The sequence below is a fragment of the Cupriavidus sp. GW822-FHT03E04 genome (assembly GCF_058801495.1).
In genome coordinates this window covers 32,190-54,077 of record NZ_JBXANI010000030.1, presented here as the reverse complement: position 1 = coordinate 54,077, position 21,888 = coordinate 32,190, and the positions used below count along the sequence as shown (strand labels likewise).

The window sequence follows — 21,888 nt, the reverse complement described above, 5'->3', positions numbered from 1 at the left end:
GCGTGGCGCGGTTCCGTGGGCTGCAAGGCTCATGTTGACTGTCTCCTCTTTGTTTTCTGAGTGGCGGCACAAAAATGCGGCGCAGGGGCGCCCTCCACGCGTGCGCCGCTGGCACGCGTGGGACGTTGGAAGGGGGGGAATCAGGCGCTTAGCGCGAGGGAAGCTTCAACATCCACTCGTGCGCCGGGTCGTTCTTAAAGGCCCAGGCGCGGCTCGGGCCGGCCATCACGTTCAGGTAGTACAGGTTGTAGCCGTGCGGTGCGACCACCGGGTGATAGCCGCGCGGCACCATGACCACGTCGTGGTCCTCGACCACGCACGCTTCGTCGAGGCTACGGTCGTCCGTGTAGACGCGCTGGAATGCGAAGCCCTGCGGCGGGTTGAGCCGGTGGTAGTAGGTCTCCTCGAGCGCGGTTTCCTCGGGCGCGTTGTCGATGTCGTGCTTGTGTGGCGGATAGCTGCTCGAATGGCCGGCGGGCGTGACGACCTCCACCACGAGCAGCCGGTCGGCAGCCGGGTTGTCGCCCATCAGGATGTCGCAGACGTAGCGCGTGTTGCTGCCCTCGCCACGCACCGAGCGGCGCATGCTGGCGCCATCGAGGCGGCGCACTGTCTTGTCGCTGCTCGCATAGGGCGCCGTGCACAATGCAACCTCGGCATCGCGCGAGGCCGTGATCGTCACCGCCTCGCCGCCGGGCACGTACAGTGCATCGGGCGAGATGTCGTCAAACACGCTGTCGCGCTTGCCCAGTCCTTCGAAACGCTGGCCGCCCGTTTCCGCTTCGATGGTGCCGGTCAGCACTACCACGCATAGCTCGCGCGCGCCGGTCTCGATGGTTTCGTGATCGCCGGCCCGCATGCGCAGCGCGCGAAAGCCCACATGCTTCCAGCCGGCGGACGCGGGGGTGACGTTGCAGATCTCGCGCTCGCGCGCGGCTTTGACCAGCAGGGGGGATATCGTCATGGGAGGGACTCCTGGTATCGGGTTGCCGGCGGCTTACGCGCTCAGCCGGTTGACCAGCGTGCGAAGTGTCTCATAGCCCTTTTTCGCATAGGCGTAGCTCGGCGCGACCGCGGGGTCCTGTTCGGCCTCCACCACGATCCAGCCCTCGTAGCCGGCTTCCTTCAGCGCGCGCAGCACGGGCTCGTAGTCGATCTCGCCATCGCCGGGCACGGTGAACGTGCCGTTGATCACGCCCTTCAGGAAGCTCCAGCTGTCGTTGCGCGCCTGGGCGATGACGGCGGCGCGCACGTCCTTGCAATGGACGTGCACGACGCGGGAGGCGTGCTTCTTCAAGAGCGTCACCGGGTCGGCCGCGCCGCCGAAGTAGGCGTGCCCTGTGTCGAACAGCAGGAACACGCTCGCCGGGTCGGTCAGCGCCATCAGGCGGTCCACATCCGCCGGAGATTCGACGTAGGCGCCCATATGGTGGTGATAGGCGAGCCGGATGCCATAGGTATTGAGCAGGTGCGCGCCGAATGCGTTGAGCCGTTCGGCGTAGCGCCGCCACGCCTCGTCATCGGTAAAGCGCGGGCGCTTGCCGACCGGCGTGTCGATCTGGCCCTGGATCGTGCCCGCGCACTCGCCGTAGACGACGACATTCACGTCGTTGTACTGCAGCTTGGTCATGTGGGCGCGGCAGCGTTCGATCTCGGCGGCCACCGCATCGGCGTCGCTCTGGCCGGGCGCCACTTCGGCGAGAAAGCCCGAGTACCAGCCCGAGACGCAGACCAGGCCATACTCGGCCAGCTTGGCCTTGAGCGCCGGGCCTTCCTTCGGAAACTTGTTGCCGAGCTCGAAGCCCGCGTAGCCGATCTCCGCGCCTTCCTTTAACGCCGTTTCGAGCGGGGTTTCGCCGCCTAGCGAAGGCAGGTCGTCGTTCATCCAGGACAGCGGATTGATGCCGATTCGGACATTCCAGGTCATGAGAAGTTCGCGTGGGGGTGGGGGTTCAGGATTCAGTGTGGAACGATGCGCGTCGGGCATGTGTGCCTCAGCGCCGTTGTCGGCGTTTGATGTCGAGGTAGCTGCGGTGCGCCGTTTCTACCTCGGGGCGGGTAGAGATCTGTGGGATCGCCACCTCCCACCAGGCGCCGCCATCGCCGGTGGTGCGATGGTGGGTGGTGTCGATCACCAACACCTGGCTCTTCGTGGCCGCCCGCGCGCGCCGCATCTCGCGGCGCAGTTCGTCGATGTCGCGCGCGTGGACGGCTTCGGCGCCCATTGAGCGGCCGTGCATCGCGAAGTCGATCGCCGAACGCTCGCCGCCCTCGGGCACGCAGTCGTCGAGCATGTTGTTGAAGCTTGCGCCTCCGCTCTTGATCTGCAGGCGCTCGATGCAGCCATAGCCGCGGTTGTCGAGGATCACGACGATGATCTTGCGGCCGAGCATTACAGAGGTGGCCAGCTCGGCGTTGAGCATCATATACGAGCCGTCGCCGACGATCACGATGACCTCGCGCTCCGGCCGCGCCAGCTTCACTCCCAGGCCACCGGCTACCTCGTACCCCATGCACGAGTAGGCGTAGTCCATGTGGTAATTGCCGGGCAGGCCGCTGCGCCACAGCTTGTGCAGCTCGGCGGGCAGTGTGCCGGCCGCGCAGACCACGATGTCGTCATGCGCGCTGTCCAGCCCGGCGTCTGCTGCGGACTCACGCACCGCGCCGATCACCTCGGCGTCATAGGGCAACTCGTCCTTCGGGGCGCGCGTGGTCAGCGCTGTCACGCGCGCCACCCACGCCGCGGCCCGATCGAGGCAACTGACGGTCCAGTCCGGGTCGGTCCGCCAGCCGGCCAGTTCAGCCGAGAGCTGCCCCAGCCCGGCGCGGGCGTCGGCGATGAGCTGCCTGCCACGCTTTTTGCCGGCGTCGAATGGCTGCACGTTCAGGCTAAGCAGGCTGGCGTGGCCGTATAACGCGTGCGAGCCTGTGGTGAAGTCCTGCAGCCGCGTGCCGACGGCGAACACCACGTCGCACTGTTCGGCAGCGCTGTTCGCGGCGGGCGAGCCAGTCACGCCGATCGCGCCGAGGTTGAGCGGATGGTCCCACGCGAGGCTGCCCTTGCCGGCCTGCGATTCGGCCACCGGGATGCCGTGCGTTTGCGCGAAGTCGCGCAGCGCGTCCCAGGCCTGGCTGTAGAGCACGCCGCCTCCGGCTACGATCAGCGGGGTCTTCGCGGACTTCAGTAGCGCGGCGGCCTCGGCCAGCTCGAACGCCTCTGCCGGCGGGCGGCGCACGCGAATTACCGGTGGATGGAAGAAGTCCTCTGGCCAGTCGTAGGCGAATGTCTGTACGTCCTGCGGCAGCGCTAGGCACACCGGACCGCACTGCGCAGGGTCGGTCATTACCTGGATCGCGCGCGGCAGTGCCACCAGCAGTTGCTCGGGCGACGTGATCCGGTCGAAGAAGCGCGTCACCGGGCGGAAGCAGTCGTTGGCGCTGACGTCACCCTGCTCGAAGCTCTCCACCTGCTGCAGCACAGGGTCAGGCAGGCGGGAGACGAAGATGTCGCCCGGCAGCAGCAACACCGGCAGCCGCGCCACATGCGCGAGCGCTGCCGAGGTCAGCATGTTAGTGGCACCCGGACCGATGCTGGAGGTCACTGCCATGATGCGCTGGCGGAAGTTGGCCTTCGCGAAGGCTACCGCCGCGTTTGCCATGCCCTGCTCGTTGTGGGCGCGAAAGGTCGGCAGCCGGCTCTGTTCGGCCTGCAGCGCTTCCCCGAGCCCCGCCACATTGCCGTGGCCGAAAATTGCGAACACGCCGGCGCAGTAAGGCAGGATCTCGGTGCGGCCGTCGGGTTGGGTCACCTCGGCTTGCAATGCGGCCAGGTAGCGCACCAGCGCCTGGCTCACGGTCAGTCTTACGGTTCGTTCCATCGTTGTTATTCCCCGGTTTTTGTGGCGGCAGCGCCGGCCAGGCGTCCCCGCCAGGCGTCCACGAGTTGTGCGAAGTTGCCGGCTACCTCGTCGACAAAGCCCTGGTCATCGAGCTGGCCGCGCAGCCAATTGAGGGAGGCGTCTGCCCACAGCGTGCGCCCGACCATAAAGCCCTTGACGACCGGGTTGGTCGCCCCGCGGAAGCTGTCGGCCAGGTACTGCAGCGGCTGGTTCAGGCCGAGGATCACCGCCCCGCGGCAGTGATCGTCGCGCTCGGCGATCAGCGCCTCCAGTCGGGTCCAGCCCTCGGGCTGCATCGGGGAGAGCTTCCACCACTCGGGTTTAACGCCCAGATTGTAGAAACGCTTGACGGCGCGCAGCACCACGTCGTCCTCGCTGCCTGCGGGCGTCTGCGCGCGCGGCGGGATCACTTCCAGCAGCAGTTCGTTGCCGCTCTCGCGCGTGGCCTCCCACAGCTCGAGCACCTTCTCTTCCTGCTCGTGCCGCAGTGCCACCGGATCGTCTGGGTGGTAGTGCACCAGGCACTTGACCACCTGCTCTGTGGGCCAGTGGACGAGCGCCGAGCCCACGGAGCGCGTGCCGTCGAATCGCAGCGGGCGTGAGCCCGGCAGCTCCATCGGTCGACCGACCCACCAGCCGCGCCCCGTGGCCCGCGCCAGCGCGTCGCTGCCGTATGGGCCGCCGTCGATCAGCACGCCGGTGTGGCCGAGCAGGCCGCGGCTGCGCTCCACCTGCTCGGCCACGCGCACCAGCAGTTGCTTAAGCACCGGGATGCGGCCCTCGTCGGCACCGGCCTGGCGGGCCAGGTCGTAGAACTGGCTGCGATGGTCAAAGGCGATCACGCACAGGTCGTCCCACTGCCGGCGTGCCGCCGTGACGCGATGCAGGTGGGCGAGCTGCTGGTCGGCATCCACCTTCGGATTGCGGTGAGCACCGAACCAGTGTGCCAGTTCGGCAGGCGTCGGCATGGCCGCCGAGCAGGCGTGGCGCGACACCACGATCGCGCCGCACGCATTGGCGATGCGGGTGGATTCGGCCCAGTCCTTGCCTTGCAGCAGACCGAACATCAGCCCGGAGAGGAAGGCGTCGCCCGCGCCGAGCACGTTAAGCACCTCGACGCGCTCGCCGTGGTAGGTGGGGGCGTTCTCGATGCGCTCGGGCAGGTCGTGTTCGATCACGCAGCAGCCCAGCGCGCCGCGCTTGACGACTAGCACAGCCGGGGTGATCCCACGCACGGCCCGCAACGAGGCCATCAGGTCGCCCGGCACGCCGCCAGCGATCAGGAACTCTTCCTCGGTGCCCACCAGCAGTTCGAACTCGCCGAGCACCTGCTGCAATTGCTGCGTGACGCGCTCGTCGGGCACGTAGCGGTTCTCGCCAGCACCGCGTGACGTCAGGCCCCACAGCACGGGGCGGTAGTCGATGTCCAGCACGCGCACGACGCCGTGGCGGCGGGCGTAGCTAAGTGCAGCCAGAGACGCTTCACGGGTGACCGGCGTGGAGAGATGGGTACCGGTGATGGCGAGCGCGCGACAGCCGGCTATGAAGTCCTCCCGGATCTCGTCCGCGCGCACGGCCATGTCGGCGCAGTTTTCGCGCACGAACAGCAGCGGGAAGGTGTCGCGGTCCTTCAGGCCGAGCAGAACCAGCGCGGTCAGGCGCTCCGGGTCAGTCTGGAGCTGGCTGGTGTCGCAGCCTTCGCGCTCCAGGGTCTCGCGCAGGAAACGGCCCATCTGCTCGTCGCCGACGCGCGAGATCATCGCGGTCTTCAGGCCCAGCCGGGCCACGCCGAAGGCCAGGTTTCCGGACGACCCGCCGAGATACATCTGGAAGCTGCGCGCGTCCTCGAGGCGGCTGCCGTACTGCTGCGCATAGAGATCCACGGCCACACGGCCCAGGCAGGTCAGGTCGATGGGGCGACCATTCGGAAAGTTCAAGACGCTCATGTCACTTGTCAGGCTCGCGGCCGGCGCACGCGCCAGGCACTGGGGGGATCGGGTCCGGCGGACGGCCGTGCCGGAGCGACGGCCACCCCACGCCGGAGAGTCAGGGCTGCGGATGGAGTCTAGCAACGATGGAAATAAAATTCCCTAGTGGAAATCCATTAGAAGTAAATTTCTAAAAATAGGTGAGACGGAACTACACTGGCATCCAGCTGAGGCGCCTGTCAATCGTGGCCCAGCCAAGGCACCTACCCCGCGGAGACAACCAGAATGAAAAGGATGCTGATGGCCGTCGCCACCGCTGCCGCGTTGACGTCGCGGCTTGCCCACGCCCTGAGGATCGGCGTGACGATAGCCAACTTCGACACCTCAATGAATCGGCGCGCACGCGGACCACGGATATTGAAGAGGTGCTGGCGACGAAGGGGGGCGCGGGCATCAAAATTGTCGACAAGCGCGAGGGCAATTGGGATCGTGCGCGGGCGCAGGACATCACGACCAACAGGCTGAGCAGGGGTGTGAAGTTCGACGCCATCATCGCCAACAACGAGGAGATGGCGATCGGAGCCCCCCAGTCGCTAAAGGCCTCACGCAAGCTCGACAAGGTCGTGGTGGCGGGCATCGACGCCACGCAGGACGGCTTGTTGGCCGCCATGAAGGCCGGCGACCTGAAGGTGACTGTTTTCCAGGATGGCATGGGGCAGGGCGGGGCGTCGTGGACGCGGCCTTGAAGCTGATCAAGGGGCAGCCAGTGCCTTAGCGGGTGTGGGTGCCGTTCGAGCTGGTGACGCCAGCCAACATGGACAAGTATCTGAAGAAGAACCGAGGCGTCATCACCTTTTCCATCATCAAGGAGATCCCAATGAAGATTGCACTGGATCCGTACATGATCTGCCACTTTCCGCTGACAGAACTACCAAGCGCGGTGGCCGAACTCGGCTACGGCTCAGATCGAGCTGTAGCCGCGCAGCGACCTCCTCGACTGGTGGGTGATGCCCCGCGCCCCCCGCGAGCGCATGGCTGCGTTCAAGCAGGCCATGCGGCCCCATGGCGTCGGCCTCGCCGCGCTGCAGCCGATATACCGCTGGGCCAGCCCATTCGAGGACAAGCGGCAATGGGCTATGTGCTGCTGGAAGCGGGCCATCAAGGTTGCCGTCGAGATGGATTGCCGGCTGATGGTGTCGGAGTCGGCCGTGGCGCGTCCACGGAGCGCTCGATCGGGGAGCGGCTGGGTGTGGGCGGCTTCGACGGCGTGATGTCGTCATGCGTGTTCGCCTGGCAGGAGCGTGCCGAGGCATCGAGCCGCTTCATGCGCCAGGAGATGCAGCGTTACGTTGACGAGTACTTCCATCAAGCGTCGCATTAACCCCAAACAGAACCTTTAGCCATGGACAATCGTATTCAGTTCGCCATCAACCGCATCAGCGCCCCGTGCTTGTCGTTCTCCGATTATCTGGCAATGTGCCAGCGCCTGGGCGTATCCAGCATCGAGATCCGCAATGACCTGAACGGCGCCGAAATCAGTGACGGCACGGCTCCGGCCGTGCTGAAGGCTGCGGCAGAACAGGCCGGCATCGCCATTCGTTCCATCAATGCGCTCTATCCGTTCGACGTTTTCGACGCCGCGCTGGAACGCAAAGCGCGTGAGCTAGCAGCCTATGCGTGCGACTGCGGCGCGCAGGCCCTGGTCATGTGCCCGCTGAACAGCCTCGAGGACAGGCGCACGGATAGCGAGCGCAGGCAAGACCTTGTGCACGCGCTCAAGCAGTTGCGCGCCATCCTGGATGATCACGGCATCCAGGGCCTGGTCGAGCCACTTGGCTTCGCCGAGTGTTCGCTGCGCCGCAAGTCCGACGCCGTGGAAGCGATCTACGACGCAGCCGGCGAGGGCCACTTCAAGCTGGTGCACGATACCTTCCATCACCACCTGTCCGACGAGGACATCTTCTTTCCTGACCTGACCGGGTTGGTGCATATCTCCGGTGTCGAGTCGTTCAAGGTAGAGAGTCACCAGATGCGAGACGGCCATCGCGTGTTGGTAGGGGAGGGCGATCGACTCGGCAATATCCGTCAATTGCGCGTGCTTTTGGATCGCGGCTATGACGGCGTGGTGTCGTTTGAGCCGTTTGCGGCCGAGATCATGGACGCGAGCAACAGCGAGGCCTTGCTCAGACAGAGCATGGACTTCATTCGCAATTCACTATCCTAAAGAGGAGAAGACAACATGACATTGCAGATCGGGGTTATTGGTTGCGGTGCGATCGGACAGGACCATATCCGCAGAATTTCACAGACGCTGTCGGGTGCCAGGGTGGTGGCGGTGACGGATATCGATCCGCAACAGGCGCGCGACGCGGTGGCCAGGTGTGGCCTGAATGCCGAGGTATTCGGCAGTGGCGATGCGTTGATCGCTGCTCCAGAAGTGCACGCACTTTTGGTTACTTCATGGGGCCCTACGCACGAGGAATTCGTGCTGACGGCCATCGCCCACGGGAAGCCGGTATTCTGCGAGAAGCCGCTGGCAGTGACTGCCGCTGGCTGCATGCGCATCGTCGAGTCAGAGTTGGCGCATGGCCGCCGGCTCGTCCAGGTTGGCTTCATGCGTCCGTACGACCAGGGCTATCGCGCACTCAAGCAGGTGCTCACCAACGGGGAAATCGGCACGCCTCTCGTGGTGCATTGCGCGCACCGGAACCTGTCGGTAGGCGAAAGCTACATGACCGACATGGCGATCACCGATACCGTGATCCACGAACTCGATGTGTTGCGCTGGTTGCTCAACGACGACTACGCGAGTGCTCAAGTGGTGTACCCGAAAAAGACGCGCCATGCATCGTCGCATCTGGCTGATCCGCAGATCATTCTGTTGGAAACCCTGGGCGGAATCCGCATCGACGTCGAGGTGTTCGTCAATTGTCAGTACGGCTACGACATCCAGTGCGAAGTAGTGGGTGAGACGGGAATCGCCCGGCTGCCGGAACCTTCGGCGGTGCCGATGCGAAGCGCGGCGAAAAACTCCGTGTCGATCCTGACCGACTGGAAACAGCGCTTCATTGCCGCCTATGATGTCGAACTGCAAGCGTTCATCGACGGGGTACGCGAGGAGCAGTTGACGGGGCCTTCGGCGTGGGACGGCTATGCCGCCGCCGTGGCTGCCGATGCCTGCGTGCTGGCACAGAAGTCCGGCGCGATAGAGCGTATCGAGATGCCGGCGCGACCGAGGTTCTACCGCAACTGAGCGTCGGAAGCAGGCGACGTTCCCCGACCGGGCCGCGGCCCGGGTTCTTACGCGCCCTGCTTCTGGGGCGTGGACGACGTGACGAACCAGCACTTGCCGCCCTGGCAGCGCGTGCTGGCTGAGGCCGCCGAGGCTGGTGGGCGTCGGCCTACCACCCGCTCGACGTGGACCTCGTGCGCGCATGCTTGATCAACGGCGGCTCGTTATCGCCGCTGGCCAGGCAGCTGCCCCGATTTCCTGGCGAGGCAGGGCAACGCTACTCGGTGCCCTATCTGATGGCGATCGACTGGGCCTCCCCGAGTGTGACTACGAGGCCGGCCATCCGGACCGCGCCTGGCGGCTCTCCGACGAGCGCAGGCCGCTACGATCTCCTAGATCCGCCGGATCACCCAGGCCGACGGCTCCCGGGGGCAGGAGAAACCCCTCTGGCAGCCGTGCTGGGCTTCGTGGCATCATGTGCCACCCGATAAAAACACATGGTCCGCCATTTTGATATCTTTCGTTTTGCGATGAGCCTACTTCAGACGCCACCCGCATCCGTCGAGCGGCTCCTGCAGCGGATCACGCAGGAATACGACGGCCTGAGCAAGCAGCTCAAGGTCATTGCCCGCCATGTCGAGGCACACCGCGACCACCTCGGGCTGGAAGGCATCCAGTCGGTGGCCGACCAATGCGGCGTCCAACCGTCGGGAGTGGTGCGCTTTGCCAAGCACTTTGGCTTCTCCGGCTTCTCCGAAATGCAGCGGCTGTTCCGCGAGGGGCTGGCCGAGCAGATCGCGCCGGGGCGCGCCTACAACCTGCGCCTGCGCGACGTGATCGATGCGGGCTCGTCGAGCCTGCAGCCAGAGCGGATTGCCGACGAGTTCATCAAGGGCAGCATCGCCGGGATGCAGCAGCTTCGCCTGGCGCTGGACCAGCAGGCATTCGCCCATGCGGTAGCATTGTTGGCGGACACGCAGGCGATCTGGATCGCCGGCTCGCGCCGGTCGTTCCCGGTAGCGGCTTACTTGGACTATGCGCTGCAGCATACCGAAAAGCGCATAGGTCTGTTCACCGCACTGGGCAGCATGCAGCAGGGGCAGATCCGCTCGGTGCGCGCCGGCGACGTGCTGATTGCGATCTCGTTCATGCCTTACGCCGAGGAGACCGTGCAGGTGGCGCAGCAGAGCAGGAAGCGCGGAGCGCGCCTGATCGCCATCACCGACAGCCGCATGAGCCCGATCGCGCGTGAGGCCGAGGCCGCGCTGATTGTCCAAGACAGCACCACCTTCGGGTTTCGTTCGCTGACGGCGACGATGGGGCTGGTGCAGAGTCTCTTCGTTGCGCTGGCCTACCGGCTCGAGCTTTCATACCGGCCCACTGGCGCGCCAGACGGCCTGGAGGGCGCCGAAGAGGCGACCTGAAGGCGGCATCTTCCGGGCCCACGCTTGCGTGCACTGACAGAGTTGGAATGGCTGACTTTGGTACCCCCCTCTCGCGCAAGTGGGAGCGGGGAGCAAACCTCCCATGCTTTACTTCGCCGTCTGCATCGAGAACTCGGCGCCCTTGTCGAGGCTCGACGCCCAGCGCTGCATCACTGACTTCTACTGCGTGTAGAACCGCACACCTTTCTCGCCTACGCATGCATGTCGTCAGGCTCTTCTTCCAGCCGCCAAAGCTATGCCTGGCCATCACAAGGATTGGCACGTTGATGCCGACCTGGACGCGCTTGTCGCCCTGCACGACGTTGAAGACGCCAGCCGGCATCCCGGCCTGCGTCAGCAGGTCGGCGAGGAACAGAGAGGCCGACGGATCGCGTTCGCTCGGCTTCAACACGAAGGTGTTGCCCGCGGCGATCGCGACCGGGAGCATCCAGCACCGCACCATGCAAGGGAAGTTGAACGGCGTGATGCCGGCGACGAAGTCGAGCGGCTGGCGGAGCGTCCAGTTGTCGAGGCCGGTGTTGAGCTGATCAGTGAAGTCGCCCTTCAGGAGCAGCAGTAACAGTGGCAGCCGCGCCACTTGCGCGAGTACGGCCGACGTCAGCATGTTTGTCGCGCCACGGACCAATTCTGGAAGACACAGCCATCACGCACTGGCGGAAATTGGCTTTCGCAAACGCTACCGCCGCGTTGGCCATGCCTCGCTAGTGATGGGCGTTCAGCGTTTGCAGTCGGTCCTTTTCAGCCTGCAATGCCTCGCCGAGTCCGGCGACGCCGAACGCCAGATTCCCGGACGAGCCACCCAGACACATCTCGAGGCTGCGCGCGTCCTCGATGCGGTTACCAAACTGCTGCGAATAGACATCCGTGGCTTCCTGGCCCAAGCAGGCTAGGTCAATGGGGCGGTTACTCGGAAAGTTCAACAGGCTCATATCCATGGTCACGCTCGCGGCCGACGTCTGGCGGCGCCGGTGAATTGAGGACAGGTTCGGCGGATCGGCGGTCACGTCGGGTGTCGAGGGCAGCGGATGCCCGTTTCCCGGGAAATCCAGTGTGCGGATGAAGTTTAGTCATTTTGGAAATGTGTTTCTCTAGGTAAAATTACTTAGAAATTAAATTCCAAATCGAGTCCGGCATGAACTACAGTTTCGTCCTGAAGATGCAACGCAATTCGAGCCCCGGCAGGGCCGTGCACCGCACACCGCCCTTCGCCCTCTATATATAGGAGACAGAGTGAGCATGAAGATCAAGTTGATGGCCGTTGCCGCTGCCGCCGTTTTGGCGACGCCGCTGGCCCACGCAGAGAAGATCGGTGTGACGATGGCCTTCTTTGACGACACGTTCCTGACCATCCTGCGCAACAGCATCGCAAACACGGCCAAGAAGGACGGCGCAACCGTTCAGATCGAGGACGCCGGCAACGACGTCAGCAAGCAGCTCAGCCAAGTCCAGAACATGATTGCGCAAAAGGTTGATGCGATCATCGTGAACGCTGTCGATACTGATGCGACGCCGAAGATCACGAAGATGGCGGCGGCGGCGAACATTCCGCTCGTGTACGTGAACCGCAAGCCGGTGGACTTCGACAAGCTGCCGGCCGGCGTTGCGGTCGTCGCGTCCGATGAGAAGCTGTCGGGCACGCTCCAGACGCGTGAAGTGTGCAAGCTGCTCGACGGCAAGGGCAACGTGCTGGTGCTGATGGGCGAGATGTCCAACGAGGCAGCCCGCACGCGGACCAAGGACATCGAAGAGGTGCTTGGGACGAATGACTGTTCCGGCATGAAGATCGTCGACAAGCGCGAAGGGAAGTGGAGTCGCACGCAAGCGCAGGACATCACAATGAACTGGTTGAGCTCCGGCGTGAAGTTCGACGCGATTATCGCGAACAACGACGAAATGGCGATCGGCGCGATCAACGCGCTGAAGGCGGCGCGCAAGCTGACGCCGAAGACCGTCGTCGCTGGGATTGACGCGACGCCTGACGCGCTCGCCGCGATGAAGAGCGGCGATCTGAAGGTGACTGTGTATCAGAACGCGGCGGGGCAAGGTTCGCAGGCGGTCGAGACGGCGCTCAAGCTCGCGAAGAAGCAGAAGGTGGATCGCTTCGTGAATGTACCGTTCGAACTCGTGACGCTCGACAACATGAGCAAGTACGCGGGAAAGCCCTAATCGGCCGAGTGTTGAAGGCCAGCGGGCCGGCTGCTGTGTCGCCGGCCACGGGCTTATTCTGAGGAGCGAACATGTTCACCGCCAAGATGGCGTCGACCGTGACCAATCTGGACGCACTGTCGCCTGATTCGATCGCCCTGCCCGATCAGGACGTTTTGCTGGATGTCCGTGGTGTGGGCAAGTCTTTCCCAGGTGTCGTCGCGCTCGACGGCGTGGAGTTCCGCGTGCGCCGAGGCAGCGTGCATGCGCTGATGGGCGAGAACGGTGCGGGTAAGTCGACGCTGATGAAGATTATTGCCGGCGTATATACGCCGGACAAGGGCGAGATTCACCTGAAAGGCGAGCCGGTCACGCTGAACGGCCCGCTCGATGCCCTCAATCGCGGCATCGCGATGATCCATCAGGAACTAAATCTGATGGCCTACATGACAGTGGCGGAGAACATCTGGATCCGCCGCGAGCCGAAAAATCGCTTTGGGCTAATCGATCACGCGGAATTACGTCGGCGCACGCTGGCCCTCTTCGAGCGTCTTTCGATCGACATTGATCCGGAGGTCGAAGTGCGGACGTTGACGGTCGCGAGCCGCCAGATGGTCGAAATCGCGAAGGCCGTATCGTTCGACTCCGACATTCTGATCATGGACGAGCCGACGTCAGCGTTGACCGACAAGGAAGTCGGTCACCTGTTTCGCATCATTCGCCAGCTGCGAGAGCAAGGCAAAGGCATCGTCTACATCACGCACAAGATGAACGAGCTGTTCGAAATCGCCGACGAATTCTCGGTGTTTCGCGACGGCAAGTACATCGGTACGCACGCGTCGACCGATGTCACACGCGACGACATCATTCGCATGATGGTCGGGCGCGAGATCACGCAGATGTTTCCGAAGGAGGAGGCGCCGATTGGAGACGTCGTGCTGTCCGTGAAGAACCTGACCGTGGACGGTGTGTTTCGCGACGTGAGCTTCGATCTGCGCGCGGGAGAGATACTCGGTGTGGCGGGGCTTGTTGGATCCGGGCGATCGAATGTCGCTGAGGCGCTGTTCGGCGTGGTGCCGGCGACGTCCGGCGAAATCTGCATCGATGATCAGCGGGTGAGGATCGACTCGCCCGCGAAGGCGATGAAGCATGGGATGGCCTTTCTGACCGAGGATCGAAAAGACACGGGCTGCTTCCTGAGTCTCGACCTGCTTGCGAACATGGAAGCGGCAGTGCTCAAGAGCCGCTACGTGAAGTTCAATTTCGTGCAACGGGCTCAGCTCAAGCGCGATTGCGAAGAGATGAGCCTCACGCTGCGCGTGAAGACGCCCGGGCTGCATGAGGAAATTCAGAACTTGTCTGGCGGCAACCAACAAAAGGTACTGATTGGCCGTTGGCTGCTAACCCGGCCGCGGATTCTGATCCTCGACGAGCCGACACGCGGCATCGACGTCGGTGCGAAGGCCGAGATTCACCGCCTCGTCTCAAGGCTGGCTGGCAAGGGCGTGGCGGTGCTGATGATTTCGTCGGAGATGCCAGAGGTGTTGGGCATGAGCGACCGCGTGATGGTCATGCACGACGGGCGGATGACCGGCATCGTGGACCGCAAAGACGCGGATCAGGTACGAATTATGGACCTGGCATCCCGCTAAGCAAGAACACTGTACGGAGACAAAGCAATGAGCAACTTCAATTCGGTCGCGGGCCCGCAGTCCGTCGCAGCCAGGTCGCGGCGCCTCAAGTGGCCGCCAGAGCTGAGCATCTTTCTGGTACTGATCGGGATCAGCCTGTTCTTCGAGGCGGTGGGCTGGAGCGTCGTCGGCCAGAGTTTCATCTTCAACGCGGAACGGCTCGAAATTATTATTCTGCAGATGGCGGTGATTGGCATCATCGCAGTGGGCGCGAACCTCGTCATTATCACGAGTGGTATCGACTTGTCTCCAGGGTCGGTAGTCGCTGCAGCTGCGGTCGTGTCAGCAAGTCTCGCTCAAGTTTCCGACTTCCCACGTGCTGTGTTTCCGCACCTGACGGACTTGCCGGTGATATGGCCCGTGCTAGCTGGCATTATTGTTGGTTTGATGGTAGGGCTGATAAACGGCTCGCTAATCGCATTTACGGGCATCCCTCCGTTCATTGCGACACTCGGCACAATGGTCGCAGCACGCGGTTTCGCGAAATGGTTTACGGATGGCATGCCGGTCTCGATGCTGACCGACCAGTTCGCAGCGATCGGCGCGGGTGCGAACCCTGTGATCATTTTTCTGGCAATCGCCGCGATCTTTCACGTGGTATTGCGCTATACGCGCTTTGGCAAGTTTACGTATGCAATCGGTGCGAACCGTCAGGCCGCGATTGTTTCGGGTATCAACGTGACGGGTCATCTGTTACTTGTCTATGCGATCGCCGGAGCATTGAGTGGTATAGCAGGAAGCGTCACGGCGGCGCGCGCGATTTCCGGCCAGTCCGGTATGGGAATGATGTACGAACTCGACGCGATTGCAGCGGTTGTTATCGGCGGCACGTCGCTGTCGGGCGGGTTGGGGCGCATCACCGGCACGGTGATAGGCGTGCTGATCCTCGGCGTGATGACGTCGGGTTTCACGTTTATCCGCATTGACACATACTACCAAGAGATGGTTAAGGGAGCGATCATTGTCGCGGCTGTCGTTGTGGACCAGTATCGAAACAAGAAAAAGCGCCGTTGATCGCCCACGGTGGATTGCAGTTGCGGAGACTTCCCTTTAAGAATTCGCCGCAGCAAACGTGGGCAAGTTTCTGAGCATAGATTGGTTCTCCACCGCGCGCGTGCATGCGCGCGGGCCAGGAGACGGACTGTATCTACTACCGAACGCGCATTGCCGAATCATCGAACACGTAACAGCACGGACGGAATGGGCCAATCGCGCCTCGCCGTCGATCTTTCAAATCACCAAAGGGATTGTCATGAAGATTGCTCTAGATCCTTATATGATCCGTCACCTGTCACTCGACACCTTGCCGCAGGTCGTGGCGGCACTCGGCTACGACCAGATTGAGCTTTCGCCGCGCAGCGATTTCCTCGACTGGTGGGTCATGCCGCGCGCGACCCGGGGACGCATGGCGGCGTTCAAGCAGGCGATGAGGGTGAACGGCGTTGGGCTGGTCTCGCTGCAGCCGATGTATCGCTGGGCTAGCCCGTTCGAGGACGAGCGGCAATGGGCAGTGCGCTGCTGGAAGAAGGCCATCGAAGTCGCTGTCGAAATGGAATGCAAGCTGATGGTGTCGGAATTCGGCCGTGGCGCGTCCCCGGAACGGTCCGTCGGCGAGCGGCCGGGTGCGAACCCGAAGGAGATGTGTGAAGCTGCGTGGTTCCGCTCGATGGACGAACTGCTGCCGATTTTCGAGCGCGAAGGCATCACTCTGTCGGTTGAGCCGCATCCCGAGGACTGGATCGAGCAGCTTCAGCCTGCCATCGACATCGTGAACAACATCGGGTCGAAAGCGCTGAAGCTGTCCTACATCGCGCCGCATACGTTCTATTACGGCGACGACATGGCTGCGATGATTCGTGAGGCTGCGCCGGTTCTCGCGCACGTGCGCGTTGCCGACACGTTCGACCCCAAGAAGAGCAGCCAGTTGCGCTACATCGTCAATCCTCCCGGGTCGAACAACATTCGCGTACACCAGCACCTCGACATTGGCCAGGGCGAGATCGACTGGGACGTGTTCTTCGGCACGCTGGGCGAGGTCGGCTTCGACGGAGTGATGTCGTCGTGCGTGTTCGCGTGGGAGGACCGCGCGGAAGATTCGTCCCGTTTCATGCGCAGTGAAATGCAGCGCTACGTCGATCGCTACTTCCACCGCACTGCCCGCTGAACCCGACCGTACTCCGAACATGAGCCGATCAATTCAATTCGCAGTCAACCGGATCAGCGTACCGCGCCGGCTGGTCGCCGATTATTTCGCGATGTACCGGCGTCTCGGCGTCTCGGCGGTCGAGATACACAATGACCTGGCTTGGCAGTATCGGCCAGATGCGCACGATGCCGGATCGCGGCTACTCGGGCTCCGTGTAGCTCGAACCGTTCGCGGCCGAAATCATGGCCGAGATCAATGGCGAAACCTTGATCGCGAAGAGAGTCGCTTATTTCCGCAGTGCAGTGTTCTGACATCCCGGACAACGAGGCAATTGGTATGGCTCTGCAAATTGGTGTGAGCGGCTGCGGCGCGATCGGGCGGGATCACATTCGCCGGCTGACCCGCACGCTGTCCAGTGCCTGCGTGGTGGGGGTGACCGACATCGATCCGCAACTGGCACGCAACGCAGTGTCGATGTCTGGCCTGAGTGCTGAGGTATTCGCGAACGGCCACGAGCTGATCGAGGCGTACGACGTGCAAGCGGTGCCGGTTGCGTCGTGGGTGCCGACGCATGTGGCATTCGTGCTGAAGTCGATCACACGCGAGAAGCCGGTTTTCTGCGAGAAGTCGCTCGCAATGATTGCTGACGGCTGCATGCGGATTGTCGAGGCCGAACATGCGCACGGCCGCCGTCTCGTGCAGGTCGGTTTCATGCGTCTGTATGACGAAGGATATCCTGCACTTAAGCAGGTGATCGGCAGTGGGCGGATAGGCGCACCTCTGATGCTGCACTGCGCGCACCGCAACGAATCCGTCGGCGAGCGCTATATGACCGACATGGCGATCACAGATACGCTGATCCATAAGCTCGACGTGCTGCGCTGGCTGCTCGGAGAAGACTACGTGAGCGCCCAGGTTGTCTATCCGAAGAAGACGCGCTACGCCTCGTCGCACCTCGCCGATCCGCAGATCGTCGTGCTCGAGACGGTGGGCGGCGTGCGCGATGACGTAGAGCTCTTCGTCAACTGCCAGTATGTCTACGATATCCAGTGTGAGGTGGTGGGCGAGAACGGCATTGCGAAACTGCCGGATCCGCTGGCGGTATCGATGAAGCATGCGATGGTGATCTACCGACTGGAAGGAGCGGCTTATCGGGTCCTACGACATCGAACTGCGGGCCTTCATCGACTGCGTGCGCGGCAGCACGCTGACCGGGCCGTCTGCGTAGGACGGGTACGCGGCCGCAGTTGTCGCGGATGCGTGCGTGCTCGCGCAAAAGAGCGGCTAGGTCGAGCAGATCGACCTGGCGGCGCAGCCGGAGTTCTATCACGCTTGACCATTGCGTTGCGCCATTGATCGATCCCCGAGTTCACCGATATTTCTTTCAATCTGTCCGGAACCCGGACTCTATTTTCTACTGATATGACGATGAAGATTGGTTGTGCGCCTTGCTGCTGGGGCGTGGACGATGTGAGGAATCCGCACCTTCCGTCGTGGCGGCACGTGTTAGCCGAGGCGTCGGAAGCAGGCTACTCAGGTATCGAGCTCGGCCCTTACGGGTACATTCCTCTGGAGCTCGATCTCGTGCGTGGCGAACTTGATCGGCGGCACCTGAGTATCACTGCCGGGACGATCTTTGACGATCTCGTGTCGCCGGAGAACCTGTCTAGCCTGCTGCGCCAAACGCGCGAGATTTGTGCGCTGATCAAACAACTGCCGCAGCTGCCAACGCAGCCCGGCCAGCGTTTCCCGGCGCCTTATCTGGTGGTGATGGACTGGGGGCACGCGGAGCGCGACTACGCGGCCGGCCATTCGGATCGTGCGCCCCGGCTGTCAGCCTCCCAATGGGCTGGCATGGTCGATCATATCCGGAAGATCGCCGAGATTGCGCGAGACGAATTTGGCGTGCGCGCGGTGATTCATCCACATGCAGGCGGCTACATCGAGTTTGCGGACGAAATCGATCGCATCGTCGCCGACATTCCATCGGATATCGCGGGCCTGTGCCTGGACACTGGCCATCTCTACTACTCGGGCATGGATCCGACGACGTGGCTGTGCCGGCACGCGGACCGCCTCGACTACGTCCACTTCAAGGATATCGATCTCGCAACGTACGAACAGGTGATGGGAGAACACATTGCCTTTTTCGCGGCCTGCGCGCGCGGCGTAATGTGCCCGATCGGCAAGGGCGTGCTCGACTATCCGAAGATCAAACAGACGCTGGATGATCTAGGCTACTCCGGCTATATCACGATCGAGCAGGAGCGCGATCCCCGCAACGCCGGCACCAGCCTGCGCGACGTAGCGGCCAGTCGCGAATTCCTCGCATCGGTGGGCTTCGCCTAAACAAGCACAATGAAGGAGCGCTAGAACCATGATCGACGGACAAATTTTGCTTGGAAAATCCATTCCTTGGGGGATGGTCGGTGGCGGGCTGGGCAGCCAGATAGGTTACATCCATCGATCGGCCGCATTGCGCGACGGCAGCTTTCAGCTCGTCGCGGGTGCATTCGACATCGATCCGGATCGCGGCAGGAACTTCGGCCAGCGATTGGGGGTGAACGTAGAACGCTGCTACGCGGACCACAAGACGATGTTCGAGGCAGAAGCAAGCCGTCCGGACGGCATTCGCGCGGTGTCAATCGCAACGCCGAACAACACACATTTTGAAATCTGCAAGGCGGCGCTGAATGCCGGGCTGCACGTGGTCTGCGAGAAGCCGCTTTGCTTCACAGTCGCCGAGGCGGAGGAACTGCTGCAGTTTGCGCGTGAAACAAACAAGATCGTCGGCGTAACGTACGGCTATTCCGGACATCAGATGATCGAGCAGGCGCGCGAGATGATCGCGCGCGGTGACCTCGGCGAGATCCGCATCGTACAGATGCAGTTCGCTCACGGTTTCCATAGCGAAGCGGTTGAAATGGCCAATCCGGCCACCCGTTGGCGCGTGGATCCGAAATTTGCCGGCCCGAGCTATGTTCTCGGCGATATCGGAACGCATCCGCTATACATCGCGGAAGTGATGCTGCCCGATCTGAAGATCGAGCGGCTCCTGTGTTCGCGGCAGAGTTTCGTCAAGAGCCGCGCGCCACTTGAGGACAATGCGTTTACGATAATGGAATACCGCGGCGGCGCGATCGGCTACGTGTGGTCGTCAGCAGTGAACGCAGGTTCGATGCATGGACAAAAGGTTCGCGTGATCGGATCGAAGGCAAGCCTCGAATGGTGGGACGAGCAACCGAACCAGATGCGTTACGAAATTCAAGGACAGCCTGTGCAGATTCTCGAGCGCGGGATGGGCTATCTGCATCCGAAGGCAGTGCACGACGACCGTATCGGCGCCGGGCACCCCGAAGGATTGTTCGAGGCATGGTCGAACCTGTACTACAGGTTTGCGCTCGCGATGGATGCCGCCGATCGTCAGGACGAGGAAGCGTTGCGCAGTATCCGTTATCCGGACGTCCACGCAGGGGTGGAGGGCGTGCGCTGGGTGGAGAACTGTGTGCGCTCAGCCGATGCTGGCGGCGTTTGGGTCGACTACCGTTGACCGCGTGGCCGGTGATTTCCGGCCCACGCCGGCTCGGAACAAGGGCGAACTGTCCATGCTCCGAGCCGGCGTAGACGCGTACCCAGGGGCGACCTGGTTGACGCACTGGTCTTCGTGGCATCATGGGGGCGTTTTTCACTATTTGATGGAAATTTTTCGGTCGAGCCCTGACCAATGGAGTCACGAATTCGGGATCGCTACTTTCTCGCCTCAAATGAGCCCATTCCAGAACCCACCTGCAACCGTCGACGAATTCCTGCAGTGCATCACACGAGAATACGACGGTCTGAGCAAGCGACTTAAATCAATTGCTCATTATGTCGAGACACACCGCGACCACCTAGGCCTCGAAGGCATCCAGTCTCTGGCTGACGAGTGTGGCGCGCAGCCGTCCGCGATCGTGCGCTTCGCGCAGCATTTCGGCTTCTCGGGTTTTTCCGAGATGCAACGTTTGTTCCGTGACGGACTGGCGGAACAGATCGCGCCGGGGCGAGCCTACAACCTCCGGCTTCGCGATATGATCGAGTCTGGCTCTTCCAGCCTCCAACCCGAGCAGATCGCCGACGAATTTTTCAACGGCAGCATTGCCGGCATGCAGCAATTGCGCCAGACGCTGGATCAGAATGCGTTTGCGCACGCTGTTCATATGCTGGCGGAAACGCAAGCGATTTGGATTGCCGGATCGAGGCGATCCTTTCCGATCGCCGTCTATCTCGACTATGCGCTACAGCACACTGACAAGCGCATTGGCCTCTTCAGTGCGCTCGGGAGCATGCAGCAGGGGCAAACCCGATCAGTATGCAAGGGAGACGTGCTGATTGCGATTTCCTTCGTGCCTTATGCGGAAGAGACGACACAGGTCGCACAACACGCGACGCAACGAGGCGCACGGCTGATCGCCATTACCGACAGTCGTATGAGTCCATTGGCTCGCGAAGCCGAGGCGACGCTGCTGGTACAGGACAGCGCGACTTTCGGTTTCCGGGCACTAACGGCGACGATGGGGCTCGCGCAGAGCCTTTTCGTCGCGCTCGCTTATCGGCTCGAGCTTTCATATCGACCGACCACGACGCCTGCCGGCACGCGCGGCACTGAAGAAACAATCTAAAATGCCCGCCGCTATGCGAATGAATGTGCATGGCGACGGGCATCGGCGGGCGATATCCAGGTGGTCGGCATCGCAAATTCGGCCCTCTTTGCTCGCCGATCGGCGCTGCATGATTGACTTCCGCTGTCTATAGAACCGCACGCCTTCCTCGTCACATGCATTCATGTCGACGAAGAGGCTCTTCTTCCAGTCGCCGAAGCTATGCCACGCCATCGGAATCGGAACGCATTGATACCGATCTGGACGCGGCGCCAGGATTCGCGAGCGATGGTGAACAACGATACGCTGTTGCCGAATTCGTGCACGCTGATCGGCGTCACCGCTTCGGACAAGTCCCTCACGCGCACGCAGGCGAGCAGCGGGCCGAAATTCTCTTCCTTATGCAGATGCAAGCGTCGGGCGTAACGTGGTCGAACAGCGTTCCACCGATGAAGTAGCCCGTCATCGTTCGCCAGCTGAACCGTAGGTGGCACCGATGAGGTGATTCTTCGCCTCGCCGAGCGCCTGCACGCGCTTATCGTGCTGAACGCCGCGTTCTTGAACACAGAATGCGATCGGCGTGGAGTCGACCGCAGGACGCTGAACGTCCTGGCAGGCGGAGCCGCCTGAGTCAGTAGATCTGCGATGGACAGAGTGGCCGGCGGATCGCATTCGCCTGGCTTGGGCACGAAGGTGTTGCCTGCGGCGATCGCGACCGGGAACTCAACCTGTTCAGGCAAAATTCGAATGCATGAGTCATCGTCA

14 protein-coding genes and 6 pseudogenes are annotated in these 21,888 nt (G+C 62.6%); 13 read left to right on the top strand and 7 right to left on the bottom strand.

What is annotated here, in order from left to right:
- Positions 1–148: 148 nt before the first annotated feature.
- The 4 genes from iolB to AC1RQC_RS33295 form a co-directional block, all read right to left on the bottom strand.
- Positions 149–964 carry a 5-deoxy-glucuronate isomerase gene (gene iolB / locus AC1RQC_RS33310; protein WP_492809434.1) on the bottom strand — a complete coding sequence of 272 codons (816 nt, stop codon included), beginning with the start codon at positions 962–964 and terminating at the stop codon, positions 149–151.
- A 33-nt stretch (positions 965–997) separates the two neighbouring features.
- The gene (gene iolE / locus AC1RQC_RS33305) at positions 998–1,927 is read right to left on the bottom strand and encodes a myo-inosose-2 dehydratase (protein WP_492809435.1); all 930 of its coding nucleotides are present in this window, start codon (positions 1,925–1,927) and stop codon (positions 998–1,000) included.
- A 67-nt stretch (positions 1,928–1,994) separates the two neighbouring features.
- Positions 1,995–3,878: a 3D-(3,5/4)-trihydroxycyclohexane-1,2-dione acylhydrolase (decyclizing) gene (iolD, locus tag AC1RQC_RS33300; protein WP_492809436.1), complete on the bottom strand. Its 1,884-nt coding sequence runs from the start codon at positions 3,876–3,878 to the stop codon at positions 1,995–1,997.
- 5 nt (positions 3,879–3,883) lie between these two features.
- Positions 3,884–5,845, bottom strand: a complete 1,962-nt coding sequence (locus AC1RQC_RS33295; RefSeq protein WP_492809437.1) for a bifunctional 5-dehydro-2-deoxygluconokinase/5-dehydro-2-deoxyphosphogluconate aldolase — start codon at positions 5,843–5,845, stop codon at positions 3,884–3,886.
- Between the two features lie 368 nt (positions 5,846–6,213).
- On the opposite strand from AC1RQC_RS33295, the pseudogene AC1RQC_RS33290 reads away from it, so the two are divergent.
- The 5 genes and pseudogenes from AC1RQC_RS33290 to AC1RQC_RS33270 form a co-directional block, all read left to right on the top strand.
- Positions 6,214–6,599: pseudogene (locus AC1RQC_RS33290) on the top strand (substrate-binding domain-containing protein); the annotation flags it as partial.
- Positions 6,600–6,704: 105 nt separating this feature from the next.
- Positions 6,705–7,077, top strand: a pseudogene (locus AC1RQC_RS33285) (TIM barrel protein); the annotation flags it as partial.
- Positions 7,078–7,229: 152 nt separating this feature from the next.
- Positions 7,230–8,051 carry a TIM barrel protein gene (locus AC1RQC_RS33280; protein ID WP_492809438.1) on the top strand — a complete coding sequence of 274 codons (822 nt, stop codon included), beginning with the start codon at positions 7,230–7,232 and terminating at the stop codon, positions 8,049–8,051.
- Positions 8,052–8,066: 15 nt separating this feature from the next.
- A complete protein-coding gene (iolG, locus tag AC1RQC_RS33275; protein ID WP_492809439.1) occupies positions 8,067–9,080 on the top strand; it encodes a bifunctional inositol 2-dehydrogenase/D-chiro-inositol 1-dehydrogenase in 1,014 nt (337 codons plus the stop codon).
- Between the two features lie 509 nt (positions 9,081–9,589).
- On the top strand, positions 9,590–10,483 hold the full coding sequence (locus tag AC1RQC_RS33270; protein WP_492809440.1) for a MurR/RpiR family transcriptional regulator: 894 nt from the start codon (positions 9,590–9,592) through the stop codon (positions 10,481–10,483).
- Positions 10,484–10,787: 304 nt separating this feature from the next.
- Here AC1RQC_RS33270 and AC1RQC_RS33265 read toward each other — a convergent pair.
- Together AC1RQC_RS33265 and AC1RQC_RS33260 are read right to left on the bottom strand one after the other, a co-directional pair.
- Positions 10,788–11,054, bottom strand: a pseudogene (locus AC1RQC_RS33265) (aldehyde dehydrogenase family protein); the annotation flags it as partial.
- A pseudogene (locus tag AC1RQC_RS33260) lies at positions 11,055–11,433 on the bottom strand (thiamine pyrophosphate-binding protein); the annotation flags it as partial.
- A 307-nt stretch (positions 11,434–11,740) separates the two neighbouring features.
- Here AC1RQC_RS33260 and AC1RQC_RS33255 point away from each other — a divergent pair.
- From AC1RQC_RS33255 to AC1RQC_RS33220, 8 genes and pseudogenes are all read left to right on the top strand, one after another.
- Positions 11,741–12,670, top strand: a complete 930-nt coding sequence (locus tag AC1RQC_RS33255) for a sugar ABC transporter substrate-binding protein (protein ID WP_492809441.1) — start codon at positions 11,741–11,743, stop codon at positions 12,668–12,670.
- Positions 12,671–12,756: 86 nt separating this feature from the next.
- The gene (locus tag AC1RQC_RS33250) at positions 12,757–14,301 is read left to right on the top strand and encodes a sugar ABC transporter ATP-binding protein (protein ID WP_492809537.1); all 1,545 of its coding nucleotides are present in this window, start codon (positions 12,757–12,759) and stop codon (positions 14,299–14,301) included.
- Positions 14,302–14,328: 27 nt separating this feature from the next.
- Positions 14,329–15,354 carry an ABC transporter permease gene (locus AC1RQC_RS33245; RefSeq protein ID WP_492809442.1) on the top strand — a complete coding sequence of 342 codons (1,026 nt, stop codon included), beginning with the start codon at positions 14,329–14,331 and terminating at the stop codon, positions 15,352–15,354.
- A gap of 238 nt (positions 15,355–15,592) precedes the next feature.
- A complete protein-coding gene (locus AC1RQC_RS33240) occupies positions 15,593–16,504 on the top strand; it encodes a sugar phosphate isomerase/epimerase family protein (protein WP_492809539.1) in 912 nt (303 codons plus the stop codon).
- A 318-nt stretch (positions 16,505–16,822) separates the two neighbouring features.
- A pseudogene (locus AC1RQC_RS33235) lies at positions 16,823–17,774 on the top strand (Gfo/Idh/MocA family protein).
- Between the two features lie 134 nt (positions 17,775–17,908).
- Positions 17,909–18,835: a TIM barrel protein gene (locus AC1RQC_RS33230; RefSeq protein ID WP_492809443.1), complete on the top strand. Its 927-nt coding sequence runs from the start codon at positions 17,909–17,911 to the stop codon at positions 18,833–18,835.
- A 28-nt stretch (positions 18,836–18,863) separates the two neighbouring features.
- A complete protein-coding gene (locus AC1RQC_RS33225; protein ID WP_492809444.1) occupies positions 18,864–20,036 on the top strand; it encodes a Gfo/Idh/MocA family protein in 1,173 nt (390 codons plus the stop codon).
- Between the two features lie 214 nt (positions 20,037–20,250).
- On the top strand, positions 20,251–21,144 hold the full coding sequence (locus AC1RQC_RS33220; protein WP_492809445.1) for a MurR/RpiR family transcriptional regulator: 894 nt from the start codon (positions 20,251–20,253) through the stop codon (positions 21,142–21,144).
- Positions 21,145–21,155: 11 nt separating this feature from the next.
- On the opposite strand, the pseudogene AC1RQC_RS33215 reads toward AC1RQC_RS33220, so the two are convergent.
- Positions 21,156–21,845, bottom strand: a pseudogene (locus AC1RQC_RS33215) (aldehyde dehydrogenase family protein); the annotation flags it as partial.
- Positions 21,846–21,888 lie beyond the last annotated feature (43 nt).